The organism is Shewanella avicenniae (assembly GCF_017354945.1).
GTDB classification, from domain to species: Bacteria; Pseudomonadota; Gammaproteobacteria; order Enterobacterales; family Shewanellaceae; genus Shewanella; species Shewanella avicenniae.
Map to the genome: position 1 here is coordinate 789049 of NZ_CP071503.1, position 12994 is coordinate 802042.

Annotated in this window: 11 protein-coding genes; 10 read left to right on the forward strand and 1 reads right to left on the reverse strand. The window is 48.4% G+C overall.

The window, feature by feature from the left end; genetic code table 11:
• The first annotated feature begins 4 nt into the window (after positions 1 to 4).
• Positions 5 to 742: a TIGR04219 family outer membrane beta-barrel protein gene (locus JYB87_RS03380; RefSeq protein WP_207355511.1), complete on the forward strand. Its 738-nt coding sequence runs from the start codon at positions 5 to 7 to the stop codon at positions 740 to 742.
• Between the two features lie 74 nt (positions 743 to 816).
• Here JYB87_RS03380 and tolC read toward each other — a convergent pair whose 3' ends face one another.
• On the reverse strand, positions 817 to 2136 hold the full coding sequence (gene tolC, locus JYB87_RS03385; protein WP_207355512.1) for an outer membrane channel protein TolC: 1320 nt from the start codon (positions 2134 to 2136) through the stop codon (positions 817 to 819).
• Positions 2137 to 2402: 266 nt separating this feature from the next.
• Between tolC and nudF the strand changes: the two genes are divergently transcribed.
• The 9 genes from nudF (at position 2403) to JYB87_RS03430 (ending at position 12928) form a co-directional block, all read left to right on the forward strand.
• The gene (gene nudF / locus JYB87_RS03390) at positions 2403 to 3017 is read left to right on the forward strand and encodes an ADP-ribose diphosphatase (RefSeq protein ID WP_207355513.1); all 615 of its coding nucleotides are present in this window, start codon (positions 2403 to 2405) and stop codon (positions 3015 to 3017) included.
• Positions 3010 to 3453, forward strand: a complete 444-nt coding sequence (locus JYB87_RS03395; RefSeq protein WP_207355514.1) for a DUF1249 domain-containing protein — start codon at positions 3010 to 3012, stop codon at positions 3451 to 3453. The genes nudF and JYB87_RS03395 overlap by 8 nt, the downstream gene beginning before the upstream one ends.
• A 15-nt stretch (positions 3454 to 3468) precedes the next feature.
• Positions 3469 to 4308: a 3',5'-cyclic-AMP phosphodiesterase gene (gene cpdA / locus JYB87_RS03400; protein ID WP_207355515.1), complete on the forward strand. Its 840-nt coding sequence runs from the start codon at positions 3469 to 3471 to the stop codon at positions 4306 to 4308.
• Positions 4309 to 4341: 33 nt separating this feature from the next.
• Positions 4342 to 4917 (forward strand): YqiA/YcfP family alpha/beta fold hydrolase, encoded by a 576-nt coding sequence (locus JYB87_RS03405; protein ID WP_207355516.1) that lies wholly within the window; start codon positions 4342 to 4344, stop codon positions 4915 to 4917.
• A gap of 52 nt (positions 4918 to 4969) precedes the next feature.
• A complete protein-coding gene (gene parE, locus JYB87_RS03410) occupies positions 4970 to 6856 on the forward strand; it encodes a DNA topoisomerase IV subunit B (RefSeq protein WP_207355517.1) in 1887 nt (628 codons plus the stop codon).
• A 104-nt stretch (positions 6857 to 6960) separates the two neighbouring features.
• A complete protein-coding gene (locus JYB87_RS03415; protein WP_228729935.1) occupies positions 6961 to 8019 on the forward strand; it encodes a PQQ-dependent sugar dehydrogenase in 1059 nt (352 codons plus the stop codon).
• Between the two features lie 39 nt (positions 8020 to 8058).
• Positions 8059 to 10341 (forward strand): DNA topoisomerase IV subunit A, encoded by a 2283-nt coding sequence (gene parC / locus JYB87_RS03420; RefSeq protein WP_207355519.1) that lies wholly within the window; start codon positions 8059 to 8061, stop codon positions 10339 to 10341.
• Between the two features lie 485 nt (positions 10342 to 10826).
• The gene (locus JYB87_RS03425; protein WP_207355520.1) at positions 10827 to 12509 is read left to right on the forward strand and encodes an FAD-dependent oxidoreductase; all 1683 of its coding nucleotides are present in this window, start codon (positions 10827 to 10829) and stop codon (positions 12507 to 12509) included.
• A gap of 62 nt (positions 12510 to 12571) precedes the next feature.
• Entirely contained in the window at positions 12572 to 12928 is a 357-nt protein-coding gene (locus tag JYB87_RS03430) for a cytochrome c3 family protein (protein WP_207355521.1), read from the forward strand.
• Positions 12929 to 12994 lie beyond the last annotated feature (66 nt).

A 12994-nucleotide genomic window follows, 5' to 3' on the forward strand; every position in this document is an offset into this window, starting at 1 on the left:
TTGAATGAAAATTTCCTGCATTGCACTCATGCTCGTGAGTGCTTTCGCGGCCAGTTCGGCCAACGCTGCTACGGTTTTAGGGGTTAAAGTTGGTGGCGATCTGTTGTGGGCTGAGTCCACAGGCGCGCTGGCGGAGCTGCACCACGCTAAGCAGAATATTGATTACAAGGACACTGCGCAGTACAGCGTGTGGTTGAACTTAGAACATCCGATCCCCTTGCTGCCGAATCTCAGAATTCGTGAAAACCATTTGGAAACCGATGGCAGATTGGCTGACGCGGAATTTGTATTTCAAGGCGTAGATTACACTGGCTCAGTCAAAGGCACGGCTGACTTATCTAACACCGATTTTGTGTTGTATTACGAGGTGTTTGATAACGATATTCTGTCGGTCGATCTGGGCGGCGCTTATAAGAAATTTTCGGGTGAATATCGCATGTCGCAGGATAACTTTGCTGGCAGCATCGAATTAGATGGTGGCGTGTATATGGGCTACGCCAGTGCCGAAGTGAGCCTAATCACGACCGGATTATTCGCCTACGGTGAGCTGCTCGCAGGGATTGATTACAACAGCATACGCGATTACCAAGTGGGCTTAGGCTGGCAGTTTGATGGGGTGGCGCTCGATACTCGAGTGAGGTTGGGCTACCGCCAATTCAACTTTGAAGATCCTAGTTTTTCGGGGGTGACGGCCGACATGCGCTTCAGTGGTGTTACCGCTGGTGTCGAAATCGTGTTTTAGGTGCTCACTGCTTAGCGTTTATCGCTCAAACAAAAAACCGCCTTTCGGCGGTTTTTTTAATGGTTCAGCGTCGCTTATTGAGCGGCAGGCTCGTCAGTTAAGCCGTTGTTAATGCTAACAACATCGGCTTCAGTCAATGTGCCGGCAGCTTGTTTCAATGCCAGAATTGAGTTGATGTAACCGTAACGGGCATCAGACAGTTGACGCTTGGCGTTGTACAAGTTGTAGGTGCTGTTGAGCACGTCAACGATTGTACGTGTACCCACTTCAAACCCTGCTTGGGTGGCTTTCAGTGCACTTTCAGCGGAAATCACTGACTGCTCATAGGCTTTAATTGACGTCATAGACGCGGTGACGTCGTTAAAGTTACTACGCACGCTGCGGATCACTTCACGGTGGGTTTGTTCCAACGCTTGGCTCGCTTGAACGTAAGCGTATTTCGCTTGTTTTATGCGAGATGTCACCGCAAAACCTTCAAAGATCGGGATTGACATGGTCAAGCCCACTGAGCTGTTATCGAAATCTGGCTGTGATACGCCGTCAGTTTCTTGATCTAAGCCTTTAGAATATGACGCATTAAAGCTCAGTGATGGCAGATGACCAGTCTTTTGCAGGCGGATTGTTTCCTTGGCGATATCTTTGGCTAAACGATTGCTCAAAATCGCCAAGTTGTTGTCTTCAGCCAGCTTTTGCCACTCATTTGATTGCGTAGGTGCTGGGCTAGACGCAGAGAAACGTTGCGTATCGAGCACTTTAATCTCGGTATGGTCAATACCGGTGATTTCACGCAGTGCTTCGTAGCTGTTGGTTAGCGCGTTTTGCGCCGTAATAACCGCAGCTGTGGCTAAGTCATATTGCGCTTGGGCTTCATGTACATCGGTAATTGCGGTCAAACCTACGGCAAAACGCTGTTTGGTTTGCTCCAACTGACGTTCGATAGCACTTTTTTGCGCTTGCTGATACTCAAATGTATCTTTGGCTGACAGCACATTAAAGTAAGCAGTCGTGACACGGATAATCAGGTTTTGCAGTGATGCTGCATAAACCGTATCAGCTTGTGACGCGGCTTTTTCTGCAAGGTCTAAACCTACCCAAGCGGCGTGGTCATATACCAACTGGCTAAGTGACAGTGTGCCTGCAAGGCCATTGGTATTCGAACCTGGGTCATTCCATGCTTTGCTGTATCGTACCTGACCACTTACGGTTGGTAGCAATGGTGCGCGGTTTTCTTCAATCGCTTCGAAAGTTTGATCGCGTTGCGCTTTAGCTTGCAAAACCACAGGATCGTTGGTTAATGCTTGCTGATATATTTGAAGCAAATCGTCGGCAAACGCAGAGTTCGCCGTCGCTGCGAAAGTCAACGCAGCACACAAAGTGCGGATCTTGAATTTCATTAGCTGTCCTTATAGACAAACACCCGATTCGGGGTTGTTTAACTTCGTTAGACTGTTAAATGCCCTTCGAAAAAGGCGGTATGCGCTTCCCGACGCTTCCCTAATACAGCAGAACTTGTTGGTTGAAATTCTAAGAAATCAACCAATTTGCAGTCAACTCCGTATTGTAACAGATTTTATGTTTAAAAAACGCTAACCACTTGCTAGACAGTGCACTGTCAGCGACAAAGCGTTAGGATTAGCAGCATAAACACGGAGAGGCAAAAATGACCGACAAAAAATTTTCTAAAGCGGATGTCGAAATAATTGAGCAAAGAACCCTTTATTCCGGCTTCTTTTCTATGGAAGAATACCGCTTCCGTCACCGCTTGTTTGCAGGCGGATGGAGCGAAGAGGTTTGCCGCGAAGTGTTTGAACGCGGTCATGCCGTGGTCGTGCTACCTTACGACCCCGTGACTGATCAAGTGGTGTTGATTGAACAGTTTCGTTTTCCGGCGGTCGCAACTAGCGAACATCCTTGGCTATATGAATTAGTCGCAGGCATGTTCGAGCCCAACGAAGCGCCCGAAGATGTTGCACGGCGCGAACTCATGGAAGAAAGCGGGCTAGAGGCTCGCGCACTGCATTTTGTGAACAGCTATCTTTCTAGCCCTGGTGGCTGTACCGAGCGCTACTATCTGTATTGTGCGCTAGTGGATGCCAGTAATGCTGGTGGTATTCACGGATTAGCCGAAGAGCATGAAGATATTCGCGTATTGGTGTTGCCACGGCAACAAGCGTACGAGATGACACAAGATGGTCGAATCGATAATGCATCGACAGTGCTAGGATTGCAGTGGTTGCAACTGAACTATGACAAGATGTTGGAATTGAATGACTAGAGCCGCTGTAAAAGACAGATATAAGCCGAATGTGAACCAGTTTTTGGCCTTATGTGGCCGCAACTATGCGCATATTCAGCGTTGGTTACCTGAACAATGCCAACTGGGCGACCAGTGGCAAGCGACGGGTGCGTTTGGCTGTCTTGATGTCGAAGTGCTTGAAAATACCCCCTACACTCAACTGGTCAGTATCACTCGAAACGTTGATTCTCAAGGTATAGTGCCTGTTCCTAAAGTAACCGTTCGCATATATCATGACGCGCAATTGGCTGAAGTGTTAAGCAGTCAACAGATCTTTCGCTTGCGCGCAGTGTATGATTATCCGAACCTGCGGATGTATCATCCAGATGAAAAATATCAGGTAAACGCCTTTTTGGAGGAGTTGTTGAAAATCGACTGTCACGCACACGCAAATGCCAGTCATAGTCTTGGGTAATCTTGGGTAATCAATGTGCTGAAAGAGGCTATCACTTACAGTATTCCTAAGGATCACACTGTTCGGCTAGTGCAGATTACCGATCCTCACTTATTTGCTGATGCTGAAGGGCATCTGCTGGGGGTGAATACCGCCAGTAGTCTGAAGGCTGTGGTCAGCACAGTAAAAGCGTTGAGCTATCCAGCAGATCTGTTGTTGGCAACTGGCGATATCAGCCAAGATTTTTCTGCTCAATCCTATCGCAACTTTGTAGAAGCGGTGGCGCCGCTGCATCTGCCTTGTCACTACCTGCCGGGTAACCATGATGATCTGAGGATCATGACGTTGCATATGCAGGGTAAGCACGTTTATGGCCAACAACGCGTGATTGTGGGGAATTGGCAGATAATTCTGCTGGACTCTACGGTGCATGGTAAGCCCGGCGGTCATCTGGCGGAGAGCCAATTTGCCTTGATCCGCAAAGCGATAGCCGCTGAGCCCGACAAACATGTGTTGCTGGTAATGCACCATAATCCCATTCACGTGCAATGTACTTGGTTAGATCAACACTGGATGGATAACGGTGCTGAATTTATTGCAGAAATGGCCAGTTATCCGCAGGTGAAAGGGATGTTGTGGGGACATGTTCATCAAGCGCTGGAGCAGACGATTACCGGTCAACATGGACCAATCAATTTGATGGCTACGCCATCAACCTGTATTCAATTTAAGCCGTTATCACCTTATTTTGCTTTGGATATGGTGCAGCCGGGCTACCGTTTGCTGGAGCTGCATGCCGATGGTAGCATGCAGACTAATGTTCATCGTGTTCCGGGCGAGCGCTTCTCGCCGGATGTTAAAGCAAGCGGCTACTAATTCATTGTAAAACGAGTAGCTGAACGAGGTTTTATGCTGCTCTACATTCATGGATTTAACAGTTCCCCTCAGTCGGATAAAGCTGCGTTAACCAACGCGTATTTAGCACAGCATTTTCCTACGCTTCATGTTGAATTTCCTCAGTTGCCAACCACACCTGCGGCAGCGATGACGTTACTCACTGCCAAAGTGGAAGCGGCCATTGCCGATGGTGAGCCATTACGCTTCATTGGTTCTTCATTAGGTGGATACATGGCCAGTTATCTGGTGGAAAAATACGGTGGCAAGGCAGTATTAGTGAATCCCGCGGTGAAGCCTTATGAATTATTTGATGAGTATTTAGGCGAGCAAACCAACCCTTATACCGGTGAGGTATACCAATTATTACCTGAGCATCAACAACAACTTTATGCTTTTGATACACAGGTAATATTCAAGCCAGATAGATTTTTTGTATTATTGCAGTCCGGTGATGAAGTGCTTGATTATCGACAAGCGCTGAATAAATATCACTGCTGTAAAATGCTCATTGAAGCAGGCGGAAATCACAGTTTTGAGGGCTACGGCGACAAATTAGCAGAAGTTTGCCGTTTTTTATGCTTATCTTGACAATCAGATCGTAGCGGCCCAACATGGCCCGAAACAATAACAAGTATGCGCTATGACTAATCAATACACCTCCGATGCCATTGAAGTTCTCAACGGACTAGATCCCGTTAAACGCCGTCCGGGGATGTATACCGATACCACTCGTCCAAACCACCTCGGCCAAGAAGTTATCGACAACAGTGTCGATGAAGCCCTCGCCGGGCACGCGCGTAAAATTGACGTTATTCTCCACACTGATAATTCACTTGAAGTTATTGACGATGGTCGCGGTATGCCGGTGGATATTCACCCAGAAGAGGGTATTCCTGGGGTAGAGTTGATCCTGACCAAACTGCATGCGGGCGGTAAGTTCTCCAACAAAAATTATCAGTTCTCGGGTGGTTTACACGGGGTTGGTATTTCGGTCGTAAACGCCTTATCCAAGCGAGTTGAAGTCACTGTACGTCGTGATGCACAAGTCTATGACATCGCCTTTGAACACGGTGATCGCGTTGAAGCGTTGCGCGTTTCAGGTACTTGTGGCCGCCGTAATACCGGCACCCGGGTACGCTTTTGGCCCGATGAAAAGTATTTTGATTCGGCTAATTTCTCAGTTTCTAAACTCACCTATCTGCTGCGAGCCAAGGCGGTATTGTGCTCCGGCTTAACCATCACCTTTGTTAATAAGCAAACGAACGAACAGCAAGAGTGGTGTTATGAAGCGGGATTAACCGATTACGTCAAAGAGGCGGTGGCCGATAATCCTTGTCTGCCTAATGAGCCGTTTGTTGGCAATATCTCGACGCAGTTAGAAGCGGCAGAATGGGCGATTACTTGGCTACATGAAGGTGGTGAGTGCCTCAATGAAAGCTATGTAAACCTAATTCCAACGCCGCTCGGTGGTACTCACGTTAACGGCTTCCGCCAAGGTTTGTTGGAGTCGATGCGCGAGTTTTGTGAATTTCGCAATTTGCTGCCGCGTGGCGTCAAACTGGGCCCCGATGATATTTGGGACAAAGCCTCGTTTGTATTGTCGGTGAAAATGCAAGATCCGCAATTTGCTGGCCAAACCAAAGAAAAACTGTCAAGCCGTCAATCTGCTGCTTTTGTGGCGGGAATTGTGCGTGATGCCTTCAGTTTATGGCTCAATAGCAATACTGACCAAGCGGCATTGCTGGCCGATATGTGCATCAATAATGCACAACGTCGCCTCAAATCGGCCAAAAAAGTGGCTCGAAAGAAGGTGACTTCTGGCCCAGCACTGCCCGGAAAGTTAACCGATTGCACCAGCCAAGATAACAGTCGTACCGAACTGTTTTTGGTGGAAGGTGACTCGGCGGGTGGTAGTGCCAAGCAGGCACGTGATAAAGAATTTCAGGCCATCATGCCGCTTCGCGGTAAGATCCTGAACACTTGGGAAGTCGATGCTTCGCAAGTGTTGGGTTCGCAAGAGGTACACGATATTTCCGTGGCCATAGGTTGCGATCCCGACAGTAACGACATTTCTGAATTAAGGTATGGCAAAATTTGTGTGCTCGCTGATGCTGACTCTGATGGTCTGCATATTGCGACTTTGCTATGTGCGTTGTTCCTCAAACATTTCAAAGTGTTAGTTGAACATGGACACATCTACATTGCGATGCCGCCGTTGTTCAGGATTGACGTAGGTAAGGAAGTCTTTTATGCCCTCGATGAAGAGGAAAAACAAGGCATTCTGAGCCGTCTCGCAGCAGATAAGAAAAAGGGCAAAGTCCAAGTCACCCGCTTTAAAGGGTTGGGCGAAATGAACCCATTACAACTGCGCGAAACAACCATGGATCCCAATACTCGACGGTTAGTCCAGCTGACCATTGACGATGTGGAAGAAACCGCATCCTTGATGGACATGCTGTTGTCCAAGAAGCGAGCAGGGGATCGTAAATCATGGCTGGAAGCTAAGGGAGACTTAGCCCAGTTTTAAATGCGCCGGAACAATCACAAGGCTGGGGTATGAAGAATCTATGTAACAGAACTGGCTCTAGAGTCGGTGCGGGTTTGTTACTGCTTGGAACCTCATTTATATGTATGACGGCTGCTGCCGCGCAGTCAGTCATTATTACCGTCACCAAAGGGTTTAGCGTGTCGTTATACGCGACAGATTTAGGTGACGCCAAACAGATTGCCGTTGGGGACGACGGCACCTTGTTTGTAGGTTCCCATAAGAGTGGCACAATTACAGCGCTAGTAGACAGCAATAGCGATGGCCGAGTCGATCGCCGTTATTTAGTGGCTAAAGATCTGGAATATCCAGAGGCTTTGGCATTTCACGATGGCAATTTATATGTGGCCGAAAACGAACGGATTGTGGTGTTCAATAATATTGAGCAGCGCTTGCGTCGTCCTGTGCGGCCGGTTGAAATCTACGATCGCTTACCCGACAACAGCAAAAAGAGCGTAAGAGGCATGAAGTTTGGCCCTGATGGTCGACTTTATGTCGCTATTGGTGCGCCTTGTAACGTCTGTGAGCCAACGTCGCCCTATGGCAGTATCATCGCCATCGACACCAAATTTGGTGAGGCGCGGCAGATTGCCACGGGTATTCGTCAAGTGGTGGGCATGGATTGGTCGCCAGAAGACAACAAACTTTGGTTTGCCGACAGTAGCCGCGATTGGATGGGCGATAACATACCGCCGGATGAGATCGATCGCGTCGAAAGTTTAGGCGAGCATTTTGGCTTTCCTTATATTCATGGCAAAAGCGTGAAAGAGCCTGCCTACGACAAGCCGAAAAATTTAAAAGTAACGCCGCCAGTGTTTGAGTTGCCGGCACACGTTGCTCCGAAAGGCATACTGTTTTATCGCGGTGATCAATTTCCTGAGGATTATCACAACCAACTGTTGGTGGCCGAAAATGGCTCGTGGAACCGCTCCAGTAAAGTTGGCTACCAGATTGTACTGCTGAAACTGGACGGCAACAAAGTGCTTGAGCGCAATACAGTGGTAAGTTTCTTGGACGGTGAGTTTCCCATGGCACGCCCCTACAGCATGGCCATGGCGCCTGACGGTTCGGTCTACATTTCTGACGACCTCAAAGGCAACGTTTACCGATTGTTTTATAAGGGCTCTGGCCCGAGTGATGAGTAAGTTTCAGCGGCGCAACGCCACGACAGGACTAATAACTATATGAGTGATTCGATCGGCTTAAGCATGGATGGGGTAGAACAGATGCCTCTAAGACGCTTCACCGAAGAAGCGTATCTGAACTATTCCATGTACGTGATTATGGATCGCGCCTTGCCACATATTGGCGACGGCTTGAAACCTGTACAGCGTCGTATTATCTATGCCATGAGCGAATTAGGCTTGTCGGCGACCGCAAAATACAAAAAATCTGCCCGTACCGTGGGTGACGTATTGGGTAAATACCATCCTCATGGTGACAGTGCCTGTTACGAAGCTATGGTATTGATGGCGCAACCATTTACCTATCGCTACCCGCTGGTTGATGGTCAAGGTAACTGGGGCGCGCCCGACGATCCTAAGTCGTTCGCGGCGATGCGTTATACCGAAGCGCGTTTATCTCGCTTTTCTGAAGTGCTGCTGAGTGAGCTTGGTCAAGGCACGGTAGAGTGGGGCAGTAACTTTGACGGCACCATGAATGAGCCGTTAACCCTGCCAGCCCGTTTACCGCATATTTTGCTCAACGGTATTACCGGGATTGCAGTAGGGATGGCAACCGATATTCCGCCGCATAATGCGCGTGAAGTTGCCGAAGCTTGTATTGAGTTATTGGATAACCCTAACGCCAGCCTCGAACAGCTGATGACCATAGTGCCTGGGCCGGATTACCCAACCGCAGCTGAAATTATCACGCCATCGGCCGATATCGCTAAAATCTACGAAACTGGCAAGGGCTCGGTCAAAGCGCGCGCAGTGTACACCGTTGAAGATGGTGAAATTGTAGTGACCGCGCTGCCGCATCAAGCCAGCTCCTCTAAGATTATTGAGCAGATTGCAGCGCAGATGCAGGCGAAAAAGTTGCCGATGGTAACGGATCTGCGCGACGAATCCGATCATGAAAACCCTGTCCGTTTGGTGATTGTGCCGCGCTCCAATCGCATCGACTGCCAGCAGTTGATGGCGCACCTATTTGCCACCACCGAACTTGAAAAAAATTACCGTATCAACCTGAACGTGTTAGGGCTTGATGGTCGTCCTCAAGTGAAAGGCTTGAAGCAGATGCTGACCGAATGGTTGGAGTATCGTACTCAAACCGTACGGCGTCGTTTGGAGTTTCGTTTAGATAAGGTGCTGTCTCGGTTACATATTCTTGAAGCCTTGATGATCGCCTTCCTCAATATCGACGAAGTGATTGAGATCATCCGCTTTCATGATGAACCCAAAGCGGAGCTGATGCGCCGGTTCAGTTTAAGTGACAAGCAAGCCGAAGCCATCCTAGAGCTGAAACTACGTCATTTAGCCAAGTTAGAAGAGTTCAAAATTCAAGCCGAGCAGGATGAGTTAGCCAAAGAGCGCGATGCGCTGGAGCTACTGCTCAGTTCTGAGCGGCGTTTGAAAACACTGATTAAGAAAGAGTTGAAAGCGGATGCTGACACCTATGGTGATGATCGTCGCTCGCCATTAGTTGAGCGCGCTGAATCTAAAGCCTTGTCAGAGCAAGATCTTGTCCCGACAGAAGCGGTTACCGTTATCCTTTCTGAAAAAGGCTGGGTGCGTTGCGCCAAAGGCCATGATATTGATGCGGCAGCATTACCCTACAAAGCGGGCGATCAGTTTTTATGTTCAGCACAAGGGCGCAGCAATCAACAAACGGTATTTTTAGACAGTTCAGGCCGCGCGTTTGCCACAGACACTCACACCTTGCCATCAGCACGCAGCCAAGGGGAGCCGATTACTACTCGGTTTAACTTGGTCGCCGGCGAGAACATGGAGCATGTGTTGCTCGGTGAAGATAGTAGCCAATACTTGCTGGCCAGCGATGCAGGTTATGGGTTCATCTGCGAATACAAGGAGATGGTATCGCGCAACAAAGCGGGTAAAGCGCTGCTGTCGCTGCCCAACAACGCCAAGGTGTTAACCCCGCGCTACTTTGATAAATCAATTAAAAACGACATTCTCGCCATTACTAACGAAGGGCGGATGTTGGTATTTGACGTCGCGGCATTGCCACAGCTGGCTAAAGGCAAAGGCAACAAGATTATCGGGGTGCCATCAGAGCGAGCGGCAAATCGCGAAGAGTTGCTGAGTCATTTACATATTTTGCCACAAGGCGCGAGTGTGACGCTGTGGGCGGGTAAGCGTAAACTGACCTTAAAACCTGCCGATATTGAGCATTATCGTGGTGAACGCGGTCGTCGTGGGAGCAAGTTACCACGCGGCTTACAGCGAGTTGACAGCGTCGAAGTCAGCTTTGATGCGCCAGCGGCGGAGACAACCGAAGGCTAATCCTGTCACGTCGAGAGTGTCACTCCCGCTAAATCAAAACCGAAGTTACCTGTTTATCTTAGGGACTTCGGTTTTTTTATTATCCTTTCAGTCAGTAACCCGCGATGTTCACTCAGCGGTGTATCTTAGTTCTGTTGCTAATTTCAACAAAAAATTCAACTGGCTTTGGCGATTTTGCTGCCCACAGCCGTGTGATCTTCGTAGCCTAAATCAGCGCTTTTACTCTTCCATATCGTTATAGCTATTTTGCAATTCGACAGTGAGTTTTTAATTCACTAATACATTAAATTTATAAAAATCATGTAGTTAAATTTTTTTGTATTTTTGGCATAGCTTTCGCTATAAGCGGTTAACTGGATAACTCACTGTGAATAGCGTTTCTGGGGAATGTCATCAATTGGCGTTGAGCAGTGAGTTGTGATGTGCGTGGCAAGGTGAACCCCGCGACTGCCAGTCAACTGATAACGAAAACTAAGGAGAACCGCATGAGCGCAGATAATTCTCATGAGCAAAAAGCGCTAGATCCGTACACAGCGTATGCCCTAAAACATGGTATTTCACGTCGTAAATTTCTCACCGGTGCTGCTGCCGCTACTGGCGCAATGGCGGCATCGGGTTTGACTGCAGGTATGGCATCAGCGGCAGAAACTGCTGAATGTCAGCAAACCTATGCAACCAGTAGTGATGGTGGCGCCACCCTTAACTTTTTGCCTAAGCCAGCAGTGATTGCTGAAAAAGATATTGCGTCCACGCAAAGCTTTGACGTGGTGGTCGTTGGTGCCGGTGCTGCTGGTGTGCCAGCGGCATTGTCAGCGGTAGAAAATGGTGCCTCTGTGGCCTGTTTGCAAAAGCAAGCGATTGTGGTCTCCCAAGGTAACACAGGCTCTGGCGTGGATTTTGAAAACAGTGACAAAGCTGCGGTAGAAGCCTTGGTCTCTAAAATCCTGCGTCAAAACGCGCACCGTCCAAACCCTGCACTGATCCGCAAATGGGCCTACAACTCAGGCGAAGCGTTGAAGTGGTTGATTGACCGCTCAAATAAGGCTGGCGCGCAAATTAAAGATTTGGGCACTAAACGCCAATTTCCATCGTTTGGCCTAACACCATACAAGTTGAACTTCATTACCACTGAATATGGTCCTAAGCCATATACCACAGGTGATGGCATGCGAGATTTGGCAAAAATTGCTGAAAAAGAAGGGGTTAAATTCTTCTTCAATATGCCTGCAAAACAACTTGTTCAAGATGCTGCAGGAAAGGTTATCGGCGTCATCGCTCAATCTCGTGATGGTAAATATCATCGTTACTTGGCCAAAAAAGGGGTGATTTTGGCGGCGGGTGATTATCAAAACAACGAAGCGATGTGTGACTACTTTGTGCCCGATGCGAAAAACTTTGTCCGTAAACAGCTGGAACGCACCGGTGATGGCTTTGCCATGGCGTACTGGGCAGGTGGTGTGATTGAGCCAATCGGCCACACCAAAATTCTGCATGACTTTGATGCGGGTCCTGCATCAATGTGCGATATGCCATTTCTATCTGTTAACCGTAAAGGTGAACGTTTCGTCGATGAAACCTACGAAATGTGCGTGATGGGTAACTATCTGCGTGATGCAGAAAACGCCGGTCACTATTCACAAATTTTTGATGCTGATTACATGACCGCTGCCGCAAAATGGCCTGGCCATCTGGTACCGCCAGAAGGGTTGAAAAGCTATATGCCAGATGTGGAAGCGGATAAAAAAGGCGTTTTCCCTTCGCTGACAAACACTCATGTGGCCAACACCTTAGAAGAGCTGGCTGAAAAACTGCAATGCGATCCTAAGACCTTTGTGGCAAGCGTTAAACGTTATAACGAACAGTGTGAAAAAGGCCGTGATGACGACTTCGGTAAACCAGCCGACAAGCTGTTGCCAATTGTGAAACCTCCTTTCTACGGTATTCACCGTGAAATCCGTCTGACAGGGATCTGCTCTGGCATGGTGGTCGATACTAACTCTCAAGCACTGGATGCTGACGGCAAGCCGATTGGTGGCCTGTTTATCATCGGCAACATGGCCGGTGGTTTCTATGGCGGTGCCGACTATCCAATGACAGTACTCGGTTTATCGCTTGGTCGCTGCTACACCTTCGGTTATTTGACTGGCCGCTACGTTGCCAAGCTGTAGTGAGTGATTGCAGGCCCGCGCGTGGCGCGGGCGATGCCACCTGAGTTTAAGGAATGAATCAAATGAAAAAATATCCATTATTTAATTTGTTACTGACCGCAGTGTTAACGGTATTTGTTGGCAGTGCGATGGCCAAAGGGCAAAACCTGTTGGATGAAACTCACTTCGACAAAGGCATTAAATGTGCCTCATGTCATGGTGATGCTCAACCTCGCCAAGCGGTTAATATGCTGACCTGTACCAAGTGCCATAATACTCAATCTTTGGCGAAGAAAACCAAAGACGTGAAACCTACCAATCCACATGAAAACCGTCACTTTGGTACCGAAACTGATTGCAGCAACTGTCATCATATTCACCAAAAATCTGACAACTACTGTGCCGGTTGCCACGCGCGCTTTGATTTTAAAGTTCCTTAGTAGAGCCCCACTTGAAAAGCTTATCCGCGGCTTTTCACCATCTACTCACCTGAAGGCAGTCCCCTG

What these genes read in the sequence shown, in the direction of transcription:
- JYB87_RS03425 (WP_207355520.1), top strand. Translation starts at nt 10,827, where the DNA reads ATGAGCGCAGATAATTCTCATGAGCAAAAAGCGCTAGATCCGTACACA.
- parE (WP_207355517.1), top strand. Translation starts at nt 4,970, where the DNA reads ATGACTAATCAATACACCTCCGATGCCATTGAAGTTCTCAACGGACTA.
- JYB87_RS03415 (WP_228729935.1), top strand. Translation starts at nt 6,961, where the DNA reads ATGACGGCTGCTGCCGCGCAGTCAGTCATTATTACCGTCACCAAAGGG.
- tolC (WP_207355512.1), bottom strand. Translation starts at nt 2,136, where the DNA reads ATGAAATTCAAGATCCGCACTTTGTGTGCTGCGTTGACTTTCGCAGCG.
- parC (WP_207355519.1), top strand. Translation starts at nt 8,059, where the DNA reads ATGAGTGATTCGATCGGCTTAAGCATGGATGGGGTAGAACAGATGCCT.
- JYB87_RS03405 (WP_207355516.1), top strand. Translation starts at nt 4,342, where the DNA reads ATGCTGCTCTACATTCATGGATTTAACAGTTCCCCTCAGTCGGATAAA.
- nudF (WP_207355513.1), top strand. Translation starts at nt 2,403, where the DNA reads ATGACCGACAAAAAATTTTCTAAAGCGGATGTCGAAATAATTGAGCAA.
- JYB87_RS03380 (WP_207355511.1), top strand. Translation starts at nt 5, where the DNA reads ATGAAAATTTCCTGCATTGCACTCATGCTCGTGAGTGCTTTCGCGGCC.
- JYB87_RS03430 (WP_207355521.1), top strand. Translation starts at nt 12,572, where the DNA reads ATGAAAAAATATCCATTATTTAATTTGTTACTGACCGCAGTGTTAACG.
- JYB87_RS03395 (WP_207355514.1), top strand. Translation starts at nt 3,010, where the DNA reads ATGACTAGAGCCGCTGTAAAAGACAGATATAAGCCGAATGTGAACCAG.